This window comes from Paenarthrobacter aromaticivorans (assembly GCF_019038615.1).
GTDB classification, from domain to species: domain Bacteria; phylum Actinomycetota; class Actinomycetes; order Actinomycetales; family Micrococcaceae; genus Arthrobacter; species Arthrobacter aromaticivorans.
Map to the genome: position 1 here is coordinate 52,268 of NZ_JAHOPC010000009.1, position 21,871 is coordinate 74,138.

Sequence of the window (21,871 nt, forward strand, 5' to 3'; positions counted from 1 at the left end):
TGCTAGGCGCTGATCACATTGAAACCGAGCAGGACATACAAGGCCAGGCCAAGGAGAATGCGGTACCAGACAAAGAGCCTGTAGCTGCGTGTGGAGACGAACTTAAGGAACCAACCAATGATCACGTAGCCCACCACGAAGGCGATGACTGTGGCCAGGGCCGTCTCCGGGAGGCCGAAGGGACCGGCCAGGCCCTCCTTGGAAACCGTTTTGTAGAGCTGGTAGAGGCCGCTGCCGAAAACCGCCGGAATGGCGAGGAGGAACGAATACCGGGCCGCAGCTTCACGCGTGTACCCCATCAGCAAGCCGGCGGTGATGGTTCCGCCAGACCGTGAAACGCCGGGAATAAGGGCCATCGCCTGGGCAAGGCCATACAGGATGCCGTGTTTGTAGCTGAGCTGTGTGAGATCGCGTTCCTGGCGACCTACGGCATCGGCGACTGCCAGGATCATGCCGAAGACAATGAGCATGGTGGCGACAATCCACATGCTCCGCAGGACCGATTCGATCTGGTCCTGGAACAACAAGCCGAGCACGATGATGGGAAGGCTGCCCAGGATCACCAACCACCCCATTCGGGCGTCAGGATCGTTTCGGGGCACTTTTCCGCCCAGGGACCTGAACCAGGCTCCAATGATCCGCACAATGTCGCGCCAGAAATAGACGATGACCGCAGTCTCCGTACCCAGTTGGGTAATGGCCGTGAAGGCGGCACCGGGATCGGCTGCATTCGGAAGGAATGAGCCCACGATCCGCAGGTGTGCGCTTGAAGAGATCGGGAGGAATTCGGTGAGGCCCTGCACCAGGCCCAGCAAGGCTGCTTCTATCCAGTTCACGTGAATAGACCCTACGTCATGAAGACTGGGAACTCCCCGTAAGCTATCAGCATGCAGCAGCGTTATGTCGGGAACAGCGGGTTCCGTGTCTCCTCTTTGTCCCTCGGAACAATGTCCTGGGCGCAGGAGACGGATGAGCAGGACGCTGCGGAGTTGCTCCACGCTTTCGTGGACGCAGGTGGCACCGTCATCGACACCGCTGCATCGTATGCCCAAGGCCAGGCTGAGGCGATGTTGGGCTCCATGTTGGGTGACGTCGTGGCTCGCTCCGAAGTCGTGATATCTACCAAAGCCGGTGTCTCGGCGTCGGAATCCAGGCGCAGCATCAACGCATCACGCGGTGCCCTGTTGTCAGCGTTGGACGCCAGCCTGGCAAGGCTTGGAACCGATTACCTCGATATCTGGTTCGTTCATGAGTGGGACCCGAATGTTCCCTTGGACGAGACCCTGTCAGCGTTGGAGCTCGCGCAGAGGACAGGACGTGCCCGCTACGTGGGAATTTCCAATTACAACGGTTGGCAGACAGCCAAAGCGGCGGCAGTCGCTGGTTTCACGCTGGTAGCTAACCAATCCGAATATTCCCTGGTGCAGCGAAAGCCGGAGGAAGAGCTCATTCCTGCCGTGGAGGATGCCGGGCTCGGCCTGATGGCCTGGGCTCCCCTGGGCCGTGGTGTCTTGAGCGGAAAGTACCGGGGCCAGATTCCCGCGGATTCACGTGCTGCGCAGAGCAGGCTTGCTGCGTATGTTGAGACGTACCTTGAACCCAAGGCATCACGTGTAGTGGAGGCCGTCGCCATGGCGGCGCGGGGTTTGGGACGATCGCCGGTGGACGTATCGCTGAGTTGGCTGCTTTCGCGTCCCGGCGTTGCCACGGCGATAGTGGGAGCCCGGAACGCTGTCCAGCTCAAGGAACTGCTGGATGCCCAGTTGACGGTTCTCCCGGCCGAAATTTCGCGCGCTCTGGAGGATGTCTCGGCGGTATAGCCTTAGAGGTCCTTACTGGCGGTCGAGGATGTCCAACAGGTAGCTGCCGTAGCCGCTCTTGGCGAGCTTGGACGCCTGTTGGCGGAGTTCGTCGTCGTTCAGGTATCCCATTCGCCAGGCCACCTCCTCAGGCGCTCCGATCTTCAGGCCCTGCCGGTTCTCGGTGGTGCGGACATAGTTCGATGCGTCGTTGAGGTCGCTGAATGTTCCCGTATCCAGCCAGGCGGTGCCGCGGGGGAATTTCTGCACATGGAGCCTTCCGAGCTCCATGTACTGCCGGTTGATGTCCGTGATCTCCAGCTCCCCTCGAGGGGAAGGTTTGAGGTTTTTTGCCATGGCGACAACGTCATTGTCGTAGAAATACAGGCCCGGGACCGCGTAGTTGCTCTTTGGGGACGCTGGCTTTTCCTCGATGGATACGGCAAGACCATCGTCATCGAATTCCACGACGCCGTAAGCACTTGGATCCTTGACCCAGTAACCGAAGATCGCGCCGCCTTCAACGTCGGCGTACTTGCGGAATTGGTTGCCCATCCCCGGACCGTTGAAGATGTTGTCCCCCAGGATGAGCGCTACTTTGCCGCTGCCAATGTGCTGCTCCCCCAGGACGAATGCCTGGGCCAATCCATCAGGCGTGGGTTGTTGTGCATAGCTGAGGTTTATGCCGAATTGGGATCCGTCGCCCAGTAAGTTCTCGAACTGGGGCGCATCCGTGGGTGTAGTAATCACCAGAATGTCCCGAATGCCGGCAAGCATCAGCGTGCAAAGCGGGTAATAAATCATGGGTTTGTCGAATACGGGGACTAATTGCTTGCTGATTCCAAGCGTTATTGGGTGAAGCCGGGAGCCCGTGCCGCCTGCAAGAACGATGCCGCGCATATTAGCTGTCCCTTCCCGCTGCACATAGCCGCAATTGGCGGCTACGCTATGGCCATGCAGAGAATCCTTGTCACCGGCGGGGCCGGATTCATTGGATGCAACTTTATCCACTACATCATGGAGCACACAGGCCTCCATGTCACGGCCCTGGACAAACTCACCTATGCCGGAAACATCGAGTCCCTCGCCGGTCTGCCTCCTGAACGTTTCGAATTCGTCCAGGGCGATATCTGCGATGCCCCACTGGTAGACCGCATGACAGCAGGCGTTGACGCCGTGGTGCATTTTGCGGCCGAATCCCACAATGACAATTCGCTGCAGGATCCCCGGCCGTTCGTGGACACGAACCTCGTCGGCACGTTCACGCTCATTGAAGCGGCGCGGAAGCACAGTACCCGCTTCCACCACATATCCACAGATGAGGTGTATGGGGATTTGGCCCTGGAAGATCCGCAGCGGTTCACCGAGTCGTCGGTCTATCGGCCCACCAGCCCCTACTCGGCAACCAAAGCCGGTTCAGACATGTTGGTGCGGGCCTGGGTCCGTTCCTTCGGCCTCCAAGCGACCATCAGCAACTGCTCCAACAACTATGGGCCCTACCAGCACGTGGAAAAGTTCATTCCACGACAGATCACCAACATCCTGGATGGCAACCGTCCCCGCCTCTACGGCAACGGCCACAATGTGCGGGACTGGATCCATGTGGAGGACCACTCCTCGGCTGTGGCGGCAATCCTGGAGCGTGGGCGGATTGGTGAAACGTACCTGATCGGTGCTGACGGTGAGCAGTCCAACCGGGTCGTCGTGGAGAAGCTTCTTCGACAGATGGGACAGTCCCCTGAAGCCTATGACCTGGTGACCGACAGGCCCGGTCACGATCTTCGATACGCGATCGATTCCAGCAAGCTTCGAAAGGAACTTGGTTGGGTCCCCCGGTTTGCAGACTTCGACGCCGGATTGGCTGACACCGTGCGCTGGTACCAGGACAACGAAGCTTGGTGGCGGCCGCAAAAAGCTGCGACCGAAACCAAGTATGCGGGTCAAGGCCACTAACCAATGGAACCCACTGAATTGACAGCCCGCAGCACCCCCATCCCTGGGTTGGTGCTTTTCGAGCTGCCGGTCCACGGTGACCACCGGGGATGGTTCAAGGAGAACTGGCACCGTAGCAAGATGATGGCTTTGGGCCTGCCGGATTTTGGGCCGGTGCAGAACAACATCTCCTTCAATGCCCTCCGTGGAACAACGCGCGGTATCCACGCCGAACCATGGGACAAGTTTGTTTCGCTCGCATCGGGGCGGATTTTTGGTGCATGGGTGGACCTGCGGGATGGGCCAACCTTCGGAACGATGTTCCATGCCGAGCTGACGGCCAAGGACGCTATCTTCGTTCCGCGCGGTGTGGGCAATGCTTTTCAAACCCTGGAGGACGACACTGCCTACACCTACTTGGTCAACGACCATTGGAGCGCCAGCGCCCAAGCCGAATATACGTTCCTGAACGTTGGCGACGAAAACGTCGCCGTCCCGTGGCCCATACCCTTGGAGCGGGCCATCCTGTCAGCGCAGGACCGCAACCATCCGAGGCTGGCAGCAGTCACACCCATGCAATCCAGGCGGACATTGGTACTCGGCGCGGACGGACAATTGGGGAAGGCGCTCAGACAGGAGTTCGACGGCGACCCCACAGTCGACTTTGCGGGACGAGCCCAGTTCGATATCTCCGCAGAGAATTCCTATCTCGCCACCGATTGGCGCAAGTACTCCACCATCATCAACGCCGCCGCCTTCACAGCAGTCGACGCCGCGGAGACAGCGGAAGGCCGCACTGCTGCCTGGAGCATTAACGCAGCTGCAGTGTCCCGCCTTGCCAGGACCGCCGTCGAACATTCACTGACGCTTGTCCATGTGTCCAGCGACTATGTGTTCGACGGCACGGCCGCCGTGCACCGGGAGGACGAGGCACCTGCTCCCCTGGGTGTCTACGGGCAAAGCAAAGCCGCCGGAGACGCTGCCGTTGCTGCGGTGCCGCGGCACTACATTGTGCGGAGCAGTTGGGTAGTGGGCGAGGGCCGCAACTTCGTCCGCACCATGGCTGGCCTGGCGGCGAAAGGCGTTGCGCCCACGGTGGTGGGTGACCAATGGGGGCGGCTGACATTTGCCTCTGATATTGCCGCAGGCATCAGGCACCTGATTACCCAACAGGCACCTTACGGAACGTACAACCTCACCAACGACGGCGAGCCGCAGTCCTGGGCGGACATTGCACAGGATGTCTATCGACTCTGCGGTGCGGATCCAGGGAAAATCACCACCATCAGCACCTCCGAATACGCAAAACCCGGGACGGCGCCGCGCCCAGGCAGCAGCATCCTGGACCTTTCGAAAATAAAGGAAGCGGGCTTCATTCCGTCCATGTCGCATGCCCGCTTGGAAGCATATCTGCGTTCCGGAACGTCACTTTGAGACGAAGCTTCCCGCTTTCCGCGCCACGAGGGTCCTGGTCAAGTCCCTCAGCCGCGATGGCTTTCGGAGCAGACGCAGGAAAATCCTCCAGGCGCCCAGCACCCTGTCCACGCTGCGGCTGAACAGTCGATCATCCACCTCGAGGGAAACAGAAAAGTGTGGGGCAATGCGTTGGGCACTCGTTCGCAGGCCTACGACCTCGTTGAGGACGTTGCCGCCGTGGATCACCTGCAACCACATCGGGTGTGCGGTGCGCACGTTCAGGACAGGGGCATATGCATCGATCCGGTAATGATGTTCAACGAACACGGTGGCGGGACGATGGTTCGCAACCCGCTCTATCAAGCTCGAAAATGGATTCATCGTGTAGGGGCGGACGTAAAGTTTCCGCCCGGCATACTGCGCACCATTCACTAGATTAACGAAGGTTTTGTCCTGTTCCGCGAAACAGTTCTGAATTGTCTCAATGAAGTCGTTTGCTACTGCGTCGTCGTTGTCGACCCGTGTGGTGATGACGTAGGGAGTGACACTAAGTTGGCCAATTGTCCGGCTAAGGAATTCCTGCGAGAAGGCACCCTCAACGTAAACAGCCCGAAAGAGGCCTTGGGATAGTTTGTCTATTTCCTGCCGCAACCACAATGGTGACAGGGAGTCAAGGAAAACCAGCCAAGTAAACCGGGCCTCGGTTTGATTCCGGAAGCAAGGGATGCAGTACATTTCAAATAGTTGAAGGCGCTCGCGAAGCCATTCGTCCGTGGGCTCTGCCTTGTGATAAAAGCTGCGGACGTTGAAGCGTGTCAGAACAAAATGCGTTGCCGAGCCCCGCGAACAATCTGTGATCTCGCTGCCCATGTCCGTCCTCTACGTGGTCAGAGTTGGTCCCTTCGGTGTCGACATAACGCATCCTCTCCCGGCAGGGGCCGGCAGGCAATACCCTGCGACCGCGGATCTTCCCATGAGTCAAACGCGCGCTCTGGTGTACGCAGGCAAATCGTCCTAAAGTAGCCCTACGGCAGCCTCGAAAAAGTAGGGCCGGGAGACAACTCAAGGAAGTAAGTTCGGGCGGCACCCGCCGTCCGGCATCGGCGATCCGGGAAGTGCAGCAACTTGGATCGCCGGCATATTTTTGTGCCGTGAGTTGGATCGTCGAGCCTGGAGCCGAGAATGCTGCACCAAGAGACTGCGCCCTCCCGGGTGGCCACCCACCACATTTCTACCCGGCTTCGCCCTGGGGACGCCAGAGCGCATGGTTCCCGACCGCCAACAGTTTCACCAGCAGGGCAGGGTCTGTGGGTGAGCTTGGGCGGAGTTCCCGTCAAGCTCTTGGAGTTTGATGGCGCCCTGCGGGAAATTATGGACCGGGCAACTTCGGTTGGCGCGTCACCTCTTGGAGTTTGTTCTGCGAACTTGGACCATATCCTGCACTTTGGGGCCGGAAGCAGGTGGATGGGTGCCATGGCGGAGCACGCGTCCGTGGAGTGGCTGACGCTGTTGGACGGAGCCCCCTTGGTAGCCGAGGCCCGTCGTCTTACGGATCAACCGTGGCCGCGATTGGCGGGAAGCGATCTTGTGGAGCCCTTGCTGGACGAAGCCGAACGCCGCGGCCTGAGCGTGGGATTCCTTGGTGGCACGGAGCAGGCCCAGGAACTTATCCGCAGCAGGTTCGCTGCGGAGCGTCCGGATTTGGCGATCGCAGGCTGGTGGGCCCCGGAGAGGTCCGTGATCAGCGATGAGCAGGCTTCGCTGGAACTTGCCGCGCAGATATCGGCCACTGCTCCGGACATCCTGGTGGTGGGCATGGGCAAGCCTCGCCAGGAATTGTGGGTGAGCAAGTATGGTCGGCTCACGGGTGCCAAGATCCTGCTGGCGTTCGGTGCTGTTGTCGATTTCCTGGCTGGCCGAATCCGGCGTGCCCCATCCTGGATCAGTTCCCACGGGTTTGAGTGGGCTTGGCGACTCATGCTGGAGCCGCGCAGACTTGCCCGCCGGTACCTGGTGGATGGGCCCGAGGCATACCTGAAGTTGCGTCAGGTCAGCGCTGCGGAAGTGCCTCCTACCGCACTGCCCGCGGGCCGGAAGCCAGAGGATTCAATAATTGCCCCTGCCCCGATCAACAACCAGGCGCCGCAGCCCTTCCTCCCGGCTGAGGTGAGGGCAGAGGTGGCAGCCATAGTTGTTACCTACAACAACGCCGACGACGTCGGGCCCCTGATTTCGAGCCTGAGGGCTATGACGGGCGAGCAAACCATGAAGGTAGTGGTGGCGGACAATTCTCCTGACGATCGCACCATGACAGAGCTGGGGAAGCATTCGGATGTCATCTCTTTGCGGACGGGCGGAAATCTCGGCTACGCGGGTGGCATCAACGCGGCGATGCGCGTGGCGGGCCCCGCCGACGCCTACCTCATCTTGAATCCGGACCTGCGGGTGGAGCCGGGCGCAGTAGCAGCATTGCGCCGAAGAATGAGGCTGTCCCACGCTGGGGCCGTTGTGCCGGTCCTGCTGGAAAATGATGGCAGTGTTTATCCCTCGCTGCGCCGCGAGCCGAGCGTGATGCGGGCTCTTGGGGATGCCGCACTGGGCAGCCATCTGCGCCGTCGGCCCGCCTGGCTCTCGGAAATGGACTTCGACGTGGAGGGCTACCAATACGCTCACCGCATCGAATGGGCCACAGGCGCGGCCCTCCTGATAAGCGACGAGGCAGCCCAGGCCGTTGGGGAATGGGACGAGCAATTCTTCTTGTATTCGGAAGAGACAGATTATTGCCATCGACTCCGTGAAGCAGGGAAGTCAATCTGGTTCGAGCCCACAGCAAGGATGTGGCATGAAGGCGGGGGTTCAGGTACCTCGCCTCAACTGACGGCACTTCTGTCCGTGAATCGTGTTCGCTATGCAGCCAAACATCTCGGGCGGAGCAGGGCTCTGTTCTTCCGGGCGGCCGTGTGCGCCGCTGAGATAGCACGCATAAACAAACCTGGCCACCGGGAAGCAGCGCGGGCCCTTTTGAGGAAACAGCTGTGGCAGACGTTGCCTCATGCCACCCGATCCCCTGGTCTTTCGAAAGGCCTTCCAACCGGAGCCGTCATCATCCCGGCGCACAATGAGGGAAAAGTGATTGGCCGGACATTGGATTCTTTGAAGGACGTCATAAGTGCCGGATCTGTAGATGTCATCGTGGCGTGCAATGGCTGCACCGATGATACGGAATCCATTGCCTCGCGGTATCGCGGCGTTAAGGTCCTGCACGTCAAGGAAGCGTCAAAGACAGCAGCACTGAACGCCGCGGACGATGCCACGGAACTGTGGCCGCGCCTGTACCTGGATGCCGATGTAGAGCTCAACTCCGAGGCCCTGCACGCCGTTTTTAAGGCCCTGGAGGCCGGGCCCCTTCTGGCTGCACGGCCAGCCTTCCGCTACGACACCAGCGGAGCCTCCGTATTGGTCAGGGCCTATTACAGGGCCCGGAACCGGATTCCTGGAAACGCTCAAGGACTGTGGGGCGCCGGAGTCTACGCAATGAACGCAGATGGCCATGAACGGCTCGGAGAATTTCCCGCTCTGACCGGCGACGACTACTACGTGGACCGTTTGTTCCAGCCGGCCGAAAAAGCTGTTCTGGCGACCGACCCTGTGGTTGTCCGGACCCCGCGCTCATCCAGGGCGTTGCTCGCGATTCTTCGGCGCACATACCGCGGAAACCAACAGCAAGGACCCTCACGGGGCCCCCTGTCGACGTCATCCGGCACAGCCACCTCTACGGCGCGGACTTTGCAGGAGCTGGCCGTTTCAGTACGCGGGCCGGTCAGTGCATTCGATGCGCTCGTATACGCTGCTTTCGCCGTTATTGGCCGGTGTGGAGCATTCTTTACGGGGAGAGCGAGCTCTTCCTGGGAACGCGATGAGAGCAGCAGGCAGTAGAACCACTGTGGGCGGACCCGGGCGGGTGGGCTTGCCTTGCAAGCTCGGGCTAGTTCCGGGCGGGCCGGGCTAGTTCCGGACCGACCCCAGCGTTACGCCGCTCCTCCGGGACCAAAAGCTTCTTCTGCTTGGCCGCGCCGATAACTCGAGCACATTGCTCCTGACGTGATCTATGAAGTCTTCCAGACGGTGGTTTTGCTCCACGTAGGCGCGACCACGACGCCCCATTTCCTCCGCGGCTTCCGGGTCGGCGAGGAAAGACTCTATGCGACTCCTGAGTGCCGGGGAATCTTTTGTTGGCACGAAAACTCCGGTGTCGCCGTCACGGATAACGTCCACCTGGCCCTGGGTTTCCGAGACAATGACAGGTCTTCCCATGGCCATGCCCTCCAGAATGACGTTCACGCCTGCGTCAATGTCGGTGGGCAGCAGCGGGACAACCACCACCTTGGCACTGGCATACGCGTCCCGCAGCTCAACGGACGTGAGGGGTCGGACCTGGCAGTTCTCTGGCCAGCCCGGTTCATCACGAACGTCCCGCGTGATGATTTTGTATCCGTCAAGGGCAACCACCAGTGAGGCGGCTATATGAACGGGCGCGTCCAATCCCCGGACTGCGTCTGCGAAGGTTGGAAAGTCCCGTTGGGTTGAGCCTGCTGAAAAGATAATTTCACGCTCGGAATCGACTGGTTTGAAGAATTCCAGATCTACGGGATGGCGAACGAGGACTACGTCGTCGGGCCTGAACCCAATCTGTTCAATCGCCACGGTCCGTTGGATCGAGCTCCATGTCACGATTCTGTCAATACCGGTCCGGACAACCCTCAGAGGCCATCGAACTGCCGGTTTTGAAAGCCAGAACATCATGGCTAAATGCGGAGTCCTGATACGGAGGACGGCGAAGAGTGCCGCAACGGCAACTGAATGCCGTTCCGACCACGTAATAATCACATCGTAGGAGCCGCTGAGCCGCGCGGCTTCGAAGGCCTGGGCGGCAAAGGCCGGTAAACGCTTATAGATGTGTGCCCGGAGGCCCTCCGTGTGTTGAATGGTGTTTTCATCGAGGACATCGCAGTTCAGGGTTTCTTCAAACAGGAGACTGCGGGGCTCTGCGCCAGAGGACTCCAGGCGTTGTCGGTCAGCCCGCTCCACTGTCGAGCGTCCCCTGGTCTTGACGAGGAGGATTCTCGGCGCACCAACACGGAAGGCCTCATCTGTTCGAACCATCATCAACTCCGTCTCGATACGGGTGCAGCAATCCAAATCCAGGGGTCTTTCCGATGGTTGGCGCGGTCAGCTTTGCCGTGGGAAGGTCCCGTCGTTCTTCCCGCACGATGCGCCACAAGGCTCCCGCGACTCCAAGCATCAAGAACAACATCGCGGCGGCCATGGGAAAAGAGAGCCCGTCGAAGAAGGCAAAGGTGACAGCTACGGCTGCAAGGGACGCCAGGACTGCTTGGCTCAATTGACGCATGTCGTTGTCCACCGCCAGGCGCCGCGCGCGCCAGGCGCACGTAAGCCCACTGACGATGAGGGCCAGGAACAGGGCCAGTCCAAGAAACCCTAGTTCCACAAGCAGTCCCAAATACTGGTTGTCGACGATGACGTACTCGGGCAGGAACGTTCCGAACGCCCGCCCAATGACGGGGTTGTTTTCCAACATCCCCAAGGCGGTGGAGTACCCATTTGTCCTGGAAGTAATGCTTGAGTCATCGCCCCCCACCGTGAACAGCCCTCGAAGCGTGCCAAGCAGTCCAGGAGTCACGATATAGATGGCGCCTACGAGGCCTACCGACGCCACATAGGCACGTCGCCGCATTGACTTGGACCACGCAGGGATGAGGATAACGAATGCGATGGCGACCGCGATCAATGCAGAACGGGAGACGGACAAGACGGAAGCAACGGCGATAGCCATAACCGGTAGCCACCGGAGCAGCCAATTCCTGGTGGTCTGCGTCAGTGCCAAGGTCAAAGCAATGGGGAATGAGGTCGAAAGTACAACTCCGTACTCGAGCGGGTGGGACGCCATGGCGGCGGCCCGGACAAATCCGCCCCTGACGTCAATGTTGGAGAAGTCCGGGCTCGATGACATACCCGGGATGGTGATCCAGTCGATGAGGGACGCTCCGGTAACAAACTGGAGAAGTCCAAGGACTGCGGTGAACGTTCCCATCATGACAACACTGCGCATGATGATAATCAGTCCACGTCGGTTCTTGAGCCCATCGTGGATCAGGAGGAGAATCCCGGCCCAGGCAAGCAAACGAATGAGTCCACCATCTGCAGGACTGGATTCCTTATCGGGCAGGCCGTGGAGCATCGCCACGGCGTAACTGGCTATCGCAACAGCCAAAAAGAGGGCAAGGGCGAGACGGACGGGGCGGCGACCCACAGCCTCCGGCTTGGTCCTGTGGACCTGGTACAGAACCCACCATACGAGTGCCAAGAGGGCCCACAAGGTAGTCAATCGTCCTACGGTGCCCAAGGCCGATATCGTCAGATTGGAAGGAACGGCACACGTGACCACCAGATATATGGTCACGAATGTGGCGACATCCGAGCGCTCGCGCTGCTTCTCCATCTGGACCGCAGCCGGGACCACAGTTGCTCCCCGCGGGTCCCAACCACCTGATGTGTCCCGCATGTCTACTGACCTGCCCCTCGACGTAGCACACTGCGCCGGACAATCTGGCGTTCAACAGTGGCGGCCACTGCCACGGCGGCAGCGCCAGCGAGGGCGAGCCAGGCGCTGGCACCCTTAATGCGGTCCGTCGGCGTACCCCCGCCGAAGATGATCTCGGGACTTGAGGGCGTGGTCACCGTGGTTATCAGGGCGCCATGAACGTCCGTTTCCTTCTGCAGCGCTGCGGACTCCTCCTGGATTCTCTTAATGACCGCGGACAGTACTTCGTTCACCCGCTCCGCGCTCGAGTCCACCACCTGAACCGCCAGCACTGGCCTGGAAAAGCTCTTGGTCCATTGACCTCCAGTGTTGGGGAGCGTCACGGAATACCCGTGCTTGACTCCCGCTCCATAGAGGGTGCCCCGGGACAGCACCAAATCGACTGAGTCGGAGTTATCGTTGACCCGGCGCTCCACCAAAGCGGCGAATGGGACAAGCGAGGCAACATCTCCCCCCGGTATCCAGTAGGCAGGTTCTCCACTAGGTGCAACGAAGGAGACTTCTGCTTGCGTCCAATACACAGGATCCAGGGACCGGATCGCCCCCAATCCGGCGAAGCCAATCAGCAGAACAGCGACGGCGGCATACCACCTCCTTCGCAGGACCTGGAGCAGAGTCTTGGGCATCATGGCTATGAGGGCCTATGGGAGACTGGCAAGGTGAGCGGGACGTCGTCGCGCACTGGTTCCAGTGCTGGCGCTGTAACCGACACCCTATGGTTGATCTCCTCCGGAATCCGGGAACCCTTTTGCCTGTGGCGACGGGCTTTGCGTGACTTCAGCAGGCTGTCCAACAGAACGGTGAGCACCAAGGTCAGCCCTACTCCCCCGGCTGCCGCCACGAGGAGGATCTGGGTCCTTGCCTTGGATTCAGGCGTTGCCCGGCTATCGACCAGAAGGGTCATGGTTGAGATCCGCGACTCCTGTGGAACGTTCAACGCGCCTTGCATGTTTTCCAGCACGAGTGGGGCTTGGTCCATGACCGCGCGCATGGTGCCCAAGGATTCATCCGGGTTCGGTGACGTGGCGGTGATGAGAAGAATAGCGCCGCTCGTGCCTCGATCGGTCTCGGCCGTATAGCTTGCGTTGGCAAAGTGGTCCGCGATCTTGCCACGGATGTCTTCGGCCGAGAGCCGGCGCGTCAGGATGTCCAGCGCCTCACCCATCCCGCCCAGGTTCAGGTACGGATTACCGTCGACGCCAACGCTATGCGCTGATGGCATGATCACCAGGCTGGCTTGCGCCTTGAATTTCTCGGGGGTGTTTTGTTGGACCAGAAAACACAGAACAAGAGTCATGGCCAAGCCGATGATCACGAAGTACCACCTGCGTCCCAGGCTTCTTAGAATCGTTCGAATTTGCATTATTCGATCTCCCGCCTACTCTGTCCCAGGAACACTTTCACCCTGTCGATTCCGCTTCTGCCAAGGAGCCTGATCGTGGCCGCCTTGATTGCGCTGCGAAGGCCGTCGCGCAGCAGCCGCACCGGCCCCTCAAACAGGGCATCGCGCACTAATTCCAGCATGCGCACTGTGGCTACGTCGTCGAGCAACCCAGGGAACCTGTCAGCGAATGGATCAGCGGCCACAAGCCGTCCCCGGATTCTGTTGCTGACGTTTAGCCCATGCACAACCTGCAACCATGCTGGCGGGCCACCGATTTCCTCCGTGGCCATGATCTCGCTCAGCTGGTTATGCCAGGCAGACCAACAAGTTACTGGAGCACTCCAGCTGGACCGGACCGAGCAAAAAGCGTTTCGGTCGTCGTGCCTCAAGTACACGGAGGCATCTCCTTTTATCAATCCGGAGGAGAGATAAATAGCTGACGGCAGCTCGGAGCATTGGACATCCTGAACCTGGGCCACAAAGTCAGCTGCCAGGCCGTCGTCGTTGTCTACGTTGGTGGTCAGCAGATTTTGTGTCTGCCGCCCCGTTACCTCCTCGATGTCCGAGAGGAGCTCGTCGGCAGAAACTTCCGCCCGGAAAATCGGAGTGAACAGACCGTCGGCGCTCAGATCCTGAATCCTGTCCAGCAACCACTTAGGACTCTCGGGATCGAAATAGACGATCCAATGAAAACCTTTGCGTGTTTGGGCACGAACCGAGGGAAGACAATATCTCTCGAAGAGTTCAACACGGTTGTGAAGCCACCCGTCTTTGGCTCGGACAAGGCTCTCAAAGCCCTTTGACGGAAGGTTGAACCGGGTCAGGAGCGCGTGGTCTACCGTCGGCCGCACGTCATCCGCCAGCCCCTCCACGGTAGGAGCCGACAGGAGCCCCCGGATTTTGGCGCCCCGTGAGTCCCAGCTGTGCTGCCTGGCGGTTGCGTCCATATCTTTGCGGAGTTCCCGTGTCATAGGCTCACGCAGGGCCTTGAGAACGAGTTGCGAGAATTCGGTCGGTGTCCGGGCCGCCGCAATGGCGGGCGAGTCAATCCATCGGGTCGAGGGCAGGTCTGTGGCTACTACCCGGAGCCCTGCAGCAAGGTATTCAAGGGTCTTCAAAGGAAAACTTGATCGGTTGAACTCTGTGTCCGCATAAGGAGTGATCCCGACTGACACGCTTTGCAGCAATAGGGCAACGTCCTCCTGGGCCACCAACCCCCTCCAATCCACGTTTGGCCTGGACAAGAGGGCATCCAACCTGGAGCGGACAACTGGATCACCGTCCGCCCGGGGACCAATGATGAGCAGTGGGACCTCCGTTGCTGCTACGGATTCCAGGGCGTCCAGGTCCAACCGGTTGTTGAGCTGACCAACCAGGGCCACAACCGGACTGCGGCTGGAACCTGATGGCGTGGTCGCGGGAGTGCAGCCATTGGGCAAGACTTCGACGGGCCTGCCGGAAAACCGGGAGATCTTGGCTGCCAGTTCCTCAGAGACTGCGCTAATAGCGTCGGCAGATCGGATGTTCTCTTCCAATACGCGGATCAAATGGGACGAAGTGAAGCCCATGAGGTTCGTCCCCGCCAACCAATCATCTGTCACGTGCAGGAGCCGTGTCCCTTCCGGGCGGCGGGACGGAAACAGCATGATCGGCGACGAATTGACTATGCCGGCAATACGCCTGGCACTCCGATCCAACGCTGCACCCACGCAGCGGCGTACAAGGACATCCGTAGAGCGACGCACCATTGGTTTGCTCACGCCGGGCAGAGCCGGGATCCGGAGGCGGCTGATATTCGTCGCCACATCTTCGCCGACACCACGAAGGCTCCGGACGAGGTGGCGTCGGACATCCTCGTAGCTGGTAAGTGGAACCGGGTGATCAACCCAGAGGATATGGTGTGTCTTGGCCAACGAGGTGGCCAGCATCTTGTCAGTACCCGAAAGGCTGTCCCAGCGGGTCCCGGACAAATAGACGATCGTTTCCATCAGCTGTCCCGTCCACGCACGGCCAAGGAAGGCATCGATGCCACCGGCTTGGCATTGAAGTCATCGGCTGCGTTGTGTCCGAAATAGCGGTGAAAGCGTCGACGCCCCACGTAGGCGGCATATTGAGCACCAGCTAGCGCCTCGGCCCTCAACGAAGAGAATGTACCTGTGCTTTCTTCCAGTGAACGCCGGTAGAACTGCACCTGTACCCGGGCTGCGTTTGTGAGCGAAAACCTGTCCTGAACAAGTTCGCGCCCAAAGGAGCCCAGCTGGGCTCGTTCCTGCTCGTTGTCCAGCAGGAATCCAAGGATGGAAATCAAGTTTTCCCGCCCCGCTTCCGTGCCGCTGCCTACGCCGTACCATCCCTGCCAGAGGAAGCGGTCCACAGATTCCGGGGACAACAATTCCCAGAAGCCGCGCTCCCCTTGAACCACCAGCGGCTTCCCAAAGGAAAGACCACGCAAGGCCGAGCCGCCCATCCCCAGGACAACATCAGCAGCCGCGTACGCTGGCCTGGGGTCCTCAAGCTCCCCTGTTAGCAGGACCACGCGACGTCCCAGCCCGTCATTGATAGCGGAAGCCTTGGCAATCGCGTCGCTCATCCCTGGCCCGTCGCCAACGATCACTAGGCGAACGTCTCTCAGCCGTGCCAATTCAGCGATGGCGTCCATCGAGGACAAGATGCCCTCAAGCTTCAACTCCCGGGCAAGTCGTGAAACGCAAACAACTAGTTGGGCCTGGTCATTGAGTCCAAACCGTTCCCGGAATTTGACCGGCCCTGCAACGGCTGACGGACTGTTTGCGATGACATCGACGGGAGGCTCCAGAAGCCCCACGCGCTGGCGACCGGAAGCTGACTCTGCACCTAGAATCTGTTCAGTTCCTACAAGAAGGGGCATCGTCCTGGGGATAAACGGCGCAACGGCCATGGACATGACAGTCGCCATGCTGCTGCTGCCGGGTACCAGTCTTGAAGCAATCAAGCACTCAAGGGCCGGTGGCCACTCGTAACCATGGAGTACGTCAAGCATGCGGCCCCGGGCGAGCTTGCCCAACGTCGCGCACACTGACGGGGATGGCCGCTTTCGGGGAGTCGGTGCCTGAATGAACTCCAGATCAAGCTCCCGCACCTTCCGGGTAAGCGTTCCGGGCTGCCCAAAAATGACCACGCTGTGGCCAAGATCCCGGACAGCGGCTCCCAACTCAATGGCATTGACCTGGCTGCCACCGATTCGAAGGTCATGCGGATAGATAAGAATCTTCACCGGACAGCCTCCTGCTCCCGACCCATTCGACGCAACTGATGAATGTCTCCCAGCCGGAGGAACACCGAGACCGCGAGCGCCAGCAAACCAACCAACAGGCTGGCACCAACTGCCAGAAACGGCGAAGGAATCGAAGAGGACAGCACGAAACACGCCACTCCGGCGGCGAGCGAGATACCGGTGGACACGCTCACGCTGACTGCAAGGCTCCTCAAGGGAATGCCAGCCCGAGAGAGCGCACCTAAATAGAGCGGCGAAGTTACGACCGCCGCAATGAACAGCGGAACTGCCGCCAAGCCTTGGAGGCCGCCCAGTTGTGCGCCCAGCACAAGTGCCGGAATCAAAGCAAGGAGGGACAAGAGTTGGACCCTCAGAATGGGAACAGACTGCTTTATCACCACCAGGTAGTCATAAATGAGTTCGTGAAAAACCCTGAAGACCGCAACCGGCGCCAGCCAAGCCAGGGCCCCGGCAGCCGGCCCCCACGCCTCCCCATACAGCAGCGTCACCACCGGAACCGCGCAGGCAGTCAGGACGGCCGAAACCGGCAGCATGGCTGATGCCACCACCGCAACGATTGACAGCATGGCGGCACGCATCTCCGTGGGAGCATCCTGCAGTCTGGCAAATGTCGCAGGTGCCACGCTGCGCAGAGGCTGCGACAACAAGCTGGCTGGCCAACCGGCCATATTCGTGGCCATGACATAAAAACCCAACACCACCGGACCGAGCATCTTTCCAGCAACCAGTTGGTCAACGTAACCCACGCCGAAGACCACTATGCTCGCGCCCGCCAAAGGCAACCCAAAACCCAGCAGCTGTTTCGCCAGCTTCATGGAGAACCCAAAGCGATAAGGCAACGGAGAGTAAACCAGGAAAAGGACAGCGGAAACAAGGCTGGCCAGCACGCGTCCAACGGCGAGACTCATAGCGCCCATCCCCATAATGACGAGAACAAGGGAGACGCCTGCCCCAAGCCAAACGTTGACCTGGTCAATGATCATTCGTTGGCCCTGGCGAAAGTTTCGTTGCAGAACGGCCGCAGGCGTAGCCACCAGCCCGTTGAGAATGATGCATAATGCGAGCGCCCTGACCACGTCGGTGGCAGCTTCGTTTCCCATGGCTGCTGTGAAGTATGGCGCCATCACATACGAACCTGCGAAGAGAACAATGCTGCATGCCGTCGAGATCGTCGTCACGGTCGCTGCGATCTCCTTCGGATCCCCTGGCCATCGAACGATTGCCAGGCTGACCCCAAGTTCGTTGAAGCTCAGTACAGCCATGAGTGCCACAAAGGCCACAGCGTATGTTCCGAATTGCTCGGGCCCCAGTAACCGCGCGAGTGCTATGCCAATTGCGATCGTTCCCAGGCGTGTCACGACTGCGTTCAGGACGCTGATGACAAACGCCCGTGTTGGAGTGGGCGTTCGCGGGATTGCAGGACGGCTGCGAAGTGTCACAGGGCGTCCTCCAGTTCGGGGGAAAAGCCGCGGCGGATGACGCGTGCGGGCACCCCGGCCCAGGTTTCCTCGTCGGGAACATCGGTAAGCACGGCCGCCCCCATGCCGATGGTTGCGCCGGCGCCGATGGTGCGGCGCTCGCGGACGCTAGCGTTCATGCCGATGTAGGCTGCGCGCCCGATGTGGACGTTGCCGCCGAGGGATACGCCTGCGGCCAGGGTGGCGAAGTCGCTGATGACGTCGTCGTGGGTGAGCGTGACTCCTGGCATGGCTACTACGTGGCTTCCCACTGTGACGGAGGCTGTCATGGTGACATTGGCCAGGAGGATGCTGCCAAGGCCGATCCTGCATCCCTCCGGCGGATGTACTGATGAGTCGATCGCTGTCGCGTAGCGGTCCTCTGCGAGGCCCAGAGTGCGTAAGCGCATGACGACGCTTTCGCGTCCTCGGCCGGATCCAATACAGACAAGCAGCATGGCGTGTGGGAAGGTCAGGGCATCGCGGATGGGGCCCAGTACGTGGGCGCCGTCCACGACGCGTCCGAGTTTGTCTTCGTCGTCGTCGAGGATTCCGATGACGTCGTATTGTCCGGTGTTGCGGACCATGGCCAGGACCTCGCGGGCGAGTCCGCTGGCGGCGATGAGGAGGAGTTCGGTCATCTTCCCTGTCCTGCCGCGCGAAGTACTGAGTCGATGACCCGGACCTGGTCACCCAGGGTGAGCTGGTGGTAGAGAGGCAGAATCAATGTGTGCTCTGTCAGCCATTCGGTTGCTGCCAGTGAAACCGCTCCTTTGGCTGTCCGGGCGTAGGCAGGTTGCCGGTGTGCGGCCATGATGCCGCGTCGTGCCGATATTCCGTCCTCTGCGAGGCGGGTCATCAGGGCGTCTCTTCCGAGGGGGAAAGCTGTGCCTACTTCCAGCCAGCAGGACTGGAAGTTGCCGGTTCCGTATCCGGGGTCCTCCACTAGACGGAGGCCTTCGATGCCAGCGAAGGCGTGTGCGTAATTGGCGGCCAGTTCACGCCTGCGTTGTACTGCTTGGTGCAGGCGGCCGAGTTGGACGATCCCGACGGCGGCCTGGAGGTCAGTCATGCGGTAGTTGAAACCTACTTCGAGGTATTCCTCGGCGGGGGCGAGGATGCTTGCATGACGGTCTGCGGCTGAGACGCTCATTGCGTGTTCGCGGAGGCGGCGGGACCGGTCTGCGAAGTCCTGGCGTGGTGTGGAGAGCATCCCGCCCTCGCCGGTGGTGAGGATTTTGCGGGGGTGGAAGGACCAAGCGACCAGTTCGGCGCCGGCTCCTACCGGGCGGCCGCGGTAGCGGGAACCGATGCCGCAGGCTGCGTCTTCCACGACGGTGATGCCGAGGGGGTCGCACAGGGCCCGGATGGGATCGAGATCCACGGGTACTCCGCCTTGGTCCACGGCTATGACTGCCCGTGTGGCAGGAGTCAAGGCAGCGGCAATCGTTTCAGCGGTGACACAACCGGTTAGTACGTCGACGTCGGCGAAGACCGCCCGGGCGCCTACATAGGTGGGGGCGTTTGCCGTGGCAATGAAGGAGAAGGAGGGAACGACGACGTCGTCTCCCGGACCGACACCGGCGACGGCGAGTGCCAGGTGCAGGGCGGAGGTGCAGCTGGAGACCGCGACGGCGAAAGCGGCTTGTTGCTCCAGGGCGAAGGCTTCTTCGAACTGCTTGACTTTGGGGCCTTGGGCCACCCAGCCGGAAGCGATGACCTCGGCCACTGCTTGGGCTTCTTCTTCCCCCAGCCACGGTTTCATGACGTCGATGCGCGCCAGGGAGGTTTCGGCGGTTGTCATCGTGCACCCACTGAGGGTGCTTCCGGCCGGGCAAGCTGCCGGGAGGCTGCGATTTCTTCACGGAGCGGACGCCACCAGGTGACGAGTGAGCGGAGTCCGTCTTCAAGTTCTATCGCGGCTTCGAAACCGAGGTCCCGCTTGGCGGCGGTGACGTCTGCGAGCCGTCGGGCAACGCCGTTGACTGCACGTTCAGGTCCGTGGTCAAGGTGCAGTGGGGACTGCATGACCCGTAGCAGTGTTTGCGCGAGTTCGGCCAAGCTGGTTTCCGTGCCGCTGGCCACGTTGTAGACGCCCTCCCGGACGTCGCTGGCGGCTGCGAGGATGTTGGCCCTTGCGACGTCGACGGTGTGGATGAAGTCCATTGTCTGGTGGCCGCTGCCGAAGATCAGGGGCGGAAGGCCATCGACTATCCGCTCCATCCAACGGACGAGTACCTCTGTATAGAGGCCGTGGACGTCCATGCGGGGACCGTAGACGTTGAAGTACCTCAGGAGGACGTAGTCCAGGCCGGACATGGCCCGGAAGCTCCTCGCCATTCCCTCATTGAACGATTTCGCGGCCCCGTAAAAGGTGTCGTTGTTGTGGTGGTGGTGTCTCTCGGTGGTGGGGAATTCTTCTGCCATTCCGTAGACGGAGGCACTGGACGCCGCGATGATCTTTTCCACATTGTGCTCAACGGCGGCTTCGAGCACGTTGAAGGTTCCATCCACCAAGACCTCAAGCGCCAACCGTGGCTCCTCGGCGCATTGGGTGATACGGATCGCAGCCTGATGGAAAACCAGATCTTTGCCCCTGGTGAGGTCGTGGACCATGTCCCGGTCCCTCAGGTCACCTTCCACCAGCTGTACGAGTCCGGTAGCCAAGGCATCGTTGAGGTTGGACCGGCGCCCCCTGACGAGGTTGTCCAGGACGTCCACGTGCGCCGCACCGGCGTCGAGCAGTTGGTCTACCAGGGTGGATCCGATGGTTCCGGCGCCTCCGGTGACCAGGACGTTGGCGCCGAGCAGCTTCTTCATTGTGCGACCTGGAGAGCGACCTCGTTGCCCGCAACGATGGTGGACTGGCCGTCTGTTCCCAGGCTTTGGGTGACGGCTTCCAGTACTGAGAGGACCCTGAGCCCGGATTCTCCGCTGGTGCGCGGTATCGTGTGGTTCCGGATGGAGCCGGCCAGCTCGGCGACCACTTGGCCCAACGGTTCGCGCTCCTGCAACGCCGGTGACCAGGTGTCGCCTAGGCGATAAGAGATGGCCGAGGTCTTTTTGTCCGCCGCGGACCGTGGCTGTTGTTCCAGGCTGACGCCGCGATCATAGACGCTGAGGCGTTGTTGCGGGTTCAGGTCGTCCCAGACGAGCGTCCTCTTTGAGCCGCCAATGATCATTTGGCGGATTTTGGTGGGACTGAGCCAGTTCACGTGGATATGTACCATGGCGTCGTTTGGCAGGCCGAAGGTCAGGTGGCCTACGCAGTCGCGGCCGGTACCCAGTGGGTCTGCGCCGTGGGCAGAGATCTCGGTGGGGTGCAGGCCTCCCGGTAGGACGAAATCGAGGATCGAGAGATCGTGCGGTGCAAGATCCCAGAACACGTTGACGTCCGGTTGGACAAGTCCGAGGTTGATGCGCACGGAGTCGACGTACAAGATGTCGCCCAATGCCCCACTTGATACGAGCTCCTGGATCTTCAAAACCGCGGGAGTAAAACAATAGGTGTGGTCTGCCATGAGGACCAGGCCGCGGGCTTTGGCTTCCTCCACCATTTCCAGGCCCTTGGCACGGCTATCCGCGAGTGGCTTCTCGACGAGTACGTGCATGCCGGCGCGCAAGGCAGTCATCACTACTCCGTGATGTGTGTGCGCCGGGGTCGCCACGGCGACGGCGTCCAGGTTGTAGGTGTCCAGGAGTTCGTCCAAGGACTCGACGACGGCGACGCCGCCTACTGTTTCGGCCAGCCGAAGTCCGCGCTCCACGTCAAGATCGCAAATTGCCACGAGTTCCCAGTCGGGGCTGGCTTTAAGGTTTCTGGCGAGGTTCGGGCCCCAATATCCCGCTCCGACCACGGCGATCCGCAATTTCGGGGTCATCCCGTGGCCGTTGAGGTGGCCTGATGGAATAGTTCCTATGCTCATTTTCCACTCGGATTCTGTGTTGGATAGCTCGGTTCTTTCTCAAGTACTGCTTGTTGTGCTG

The 21,871-nt window shown here is 60.5% G+C and carries 18 protein-coding genes; 4 read left to right on the plus strand and 14 right to left on the minus strand.

Annotation, left to right across the window (positions count from 1 at the left end; translation table 11 throughout):
- Positions 1–2 precede the first annotated feature (2 nt).
- Positions 3–836, minus strand: a complete 834-nt coding sequence (locus KSW38_RS14920) for an undecaprenyl-diphosphate phosphatase (protein WP_216925709.1) — start codon at positions 834–836, stop codon at positions 3–5.
- A gap of 51 nt (positions 837–887) precedes the next feature.
- Here KSW38_RS14920 and KSW38_RS14925 point away from each other — a divergent pair, with 51 nt between their 5' ends.
- Positions 888–1,820: an aldo/keto reductase gene (locus KSW38_RS14925; protein WP_216925710.1), complete on the plus strand. Its 933-nt coding sequence runs from the start codon at positions 888–890 to the stop codon at positions 1,818–1,820.
- A 12-nt stretch (positions 1,821–1,832) separates the two neighbouring features.
- Here the strand turns inward: KSW38_RS14925 and rfbA are convergent, their stop codons facing one another.
- Positions 1,833–2,699, minus strand: a complete 867-nt coding sequence (gene rfbA, locus KSW38_RS14930; RefSeq protein WP_216925711.1) for a glucose-1-phosphate thymidylyltransferase RfbA — start codon at positions 2,697–2,699, stop codon at positions 1,833–1,835.
- 54 nt (positions 2,700–2,753) lie between these two features.
- Here rfbA and rfbB point away from each other — a divergent pair, with 54 nt between their 5' ends.
- Both rfbB and KSW38_RS14940 read left to right on the plus strand, forming a co-directional pair.
- The gene (rfbB, locus tag KSW38_RS14935) at positions 2,754–3,752 is read left to right on the plus strand and encodes a dTDP-glucose 4,6-dehydratase (protein WP_216925712.1); all 999 of its coding nucleotides are present in this window, start codon (positions 2,754–2,756) and stop codon (positions 3,750–3,752) included.
- A gap of 3 nt (positions 3,753–3,755) precedes the next feature.
- A complete protein-coding gene (locus tag KSW38_RS14940) occupies positions 3,756–5,165 on the plus strand; it encodes a sugar nucleotide-binding protein (protein WP_216925713.1) in 1,410 nt (469 codons plus the stop codon).
- On the opposite strand, the gene KSW38_RS14945 is transcribed toward KSW38_RS14940, so the two are convergent.
- Positions 5,157–6,017 carry a glycosyltransferase gene (locus tag KSW38_RS14945; RefSeq protein ID WP_216925714.1) on the minus strand — a complete coding sequence of 287 codons (861 nt, stop codon included), beginning with the start codon at positions 6,015–6,017 and terminating at the stop codon, positions 5,157–5,159. The two genes, KSW38_RS14940 and KSW38_RS14945, sit on opposite strands and share 9 nt — an antisense overlap.
- Positions 6,018–6,329: 312 nt before the next feature.
- Between KSW38_RS14945 and KSW38_RS23455 the strand changes: the two genes are divergently transcribed.
- Entirely contained in the window at positions 6,330–9,083 is a 2,754-nt protein-coding gene (locus tag KSW38_RS23455; protein WP_487345394.1) for a WecB/TagA/CpsF family glycosyltransferase, read from the plus strand.
- 69 nt (positions 9,084–9,152) lie between these two features.
- Here the strand turns inward: KSW38_RS23455 and KSW38_RS14960 are convergent, their stop codons facing one another.
- The 11 genes from KSW38_RS14960 to KSW38_RS15010 all read right to left on the minus strand — a co-directional run bounded on the left by KSW38_RS14960 (position 9,153) and on the right by KSW38_RS15010 (position 21,810).
- On the minus strand, positions 9,153–10,313 hold the full coding sequence (locus KSW38_RS14960) for a glycosyltransferase family 4 protein (RefSeq protein ID WP_216925715.1): 1,161 nt from the start codon (positions 10,311–10,313) through the stop codon (positions 9,153–9,155).
- A complete protein-coding gene (locus KSW38_RS14965; RefSeq protein WP_254186546.1) occupies positions 10,294–11,730 on the minus strand; it encodes an O-antigen ligase family protein in 1,437 nt (478 codons plus the stop codon). Before KSW38_RS14965 ends, KSW38_RS14960 begins: the two co-directional genes overlap by 20 nt.
- A 2-nt stretch (positions 11,731–11,732) precedes the next feature.
- Positions 11,733–12,398 carry a YveK family protein gene (locus tag KSW38_RS14970; RefSeq protein WP_216925716.1) on the minus strand — a complete coding sequence of 222 codons (666 nt, stop codon included), beginning with the start codon at positions 12,396–12,398 and terminating at the stop codon, positions 11,733–11,735.
- 2 nt (positions 12,399–12,400) lie between these two features.
- Positions 12,401–12,991: a hypothetical protein gene (locus tag KSW38_RS14975; RefSeq protein ID WP_216925717.1), complete on the minus strand. Its 591-nt coding sequence runs from the start codon at positions 12,989–12,991 to the stop codon at positions 12,401–12,403.
- A 140-nt stretch (positions 12,992–13,131) separates the two neighbouring features.
- Positions 13,132–15,141 (minus strand): glycosyltransferase, encoded by a 2,010-nt coding sequence (locus KSW38_RS14980; protein WP_216925718.1) that lies wholly within the window; start codon positions 15,139–15,141, stop codon positions 13,132–13,134.
- Complete coding sequence (locus KSW38_RS14985; protein WP_216925719.1) at positions 15,141–16,406, minus strand: glycosyltransferase family 4 protein; 1,266 nt, start codon at positions 16,404–16,406, stop codon at positions 15,141–15,143. The genes KSW38_RS14980 and KSW38_RS14985 overlap by 1 nt, the downstream gene beginning before the upstream one ends.
- A complete protein-coding gene (locus tag KSW38_RS14990; RefSeq protein WP_216925720.1) occupies positions 16,403–17,866 on the minus strand; it encodes an oligosaccharide flippase family protein in 1,464 nt (487 codons plus the stop codon). Before KSW38_RS14990 ends, KSW38_RS14985 begins: the two co-directional genes overlap by 4 nt.
- Positions 17,863–18,525 carry an acetyltransferase gene (locus KSW38_RS14995; RefSeq protein WP_216925721.1) on the minus strand — a complete coding sequence of 221 codons (663 nt, stop codon included), beginning with the start codon at positions 18,523–18,525 and terminating at the stop codon, positions 17,863–17,865. The genes KSW38_RS14990 and KSW38_RS14995 overlap by 4 nt, the downstream gene beginning before the upstream one ends.
- Positions 18,522–19,688, minus strand: coding sequence for a DegT/DnrJ/EryC1/StrS family aminotransferase (locus KSW38_RS15000; RefSeq protein WP_216925722.1), 1,167 nt, complete (start codon positions 19,686–19,688; stop codon positions 18,522–18,524). Before KSW38_RS15000 ends, KSW38_RS14995 begins: the two co-directional genes overlap by 4 nt.
- A complete protein-coding gene (locus tag KSW38_RS15005) occupies positions 19,685–20,704 on the minus strand; it encodes an NAD-dependent epimerase/dehydratase family protein (RefSeq protein WP_216925723.1) in 1,020 nt (339 codons plus the stop codon). The genes KSW38_RS15000 and KSW38_RS15005 overlap by 4 nt, the downstream gene beginning before the upstream one ends.
- Positions 20,701–21,810: a Gfo/Idh/MocA family protein gene (locus KSW38_RS15010; protein WP_216925724.1), complete on the minus strand. Its 1,110-nt coding sequence runs from the start codon at positions 21,808–21,810 to the stop codon at positions 20,701–20,703. The genes KSW38_RS15005 and KSW38_RS15010 overlap by 4 nt, the downstream gene beginning before the upstream one ends.
- Between the last annotated feature and the right edge of the window lie 61 nt (positions 21,811–21,871).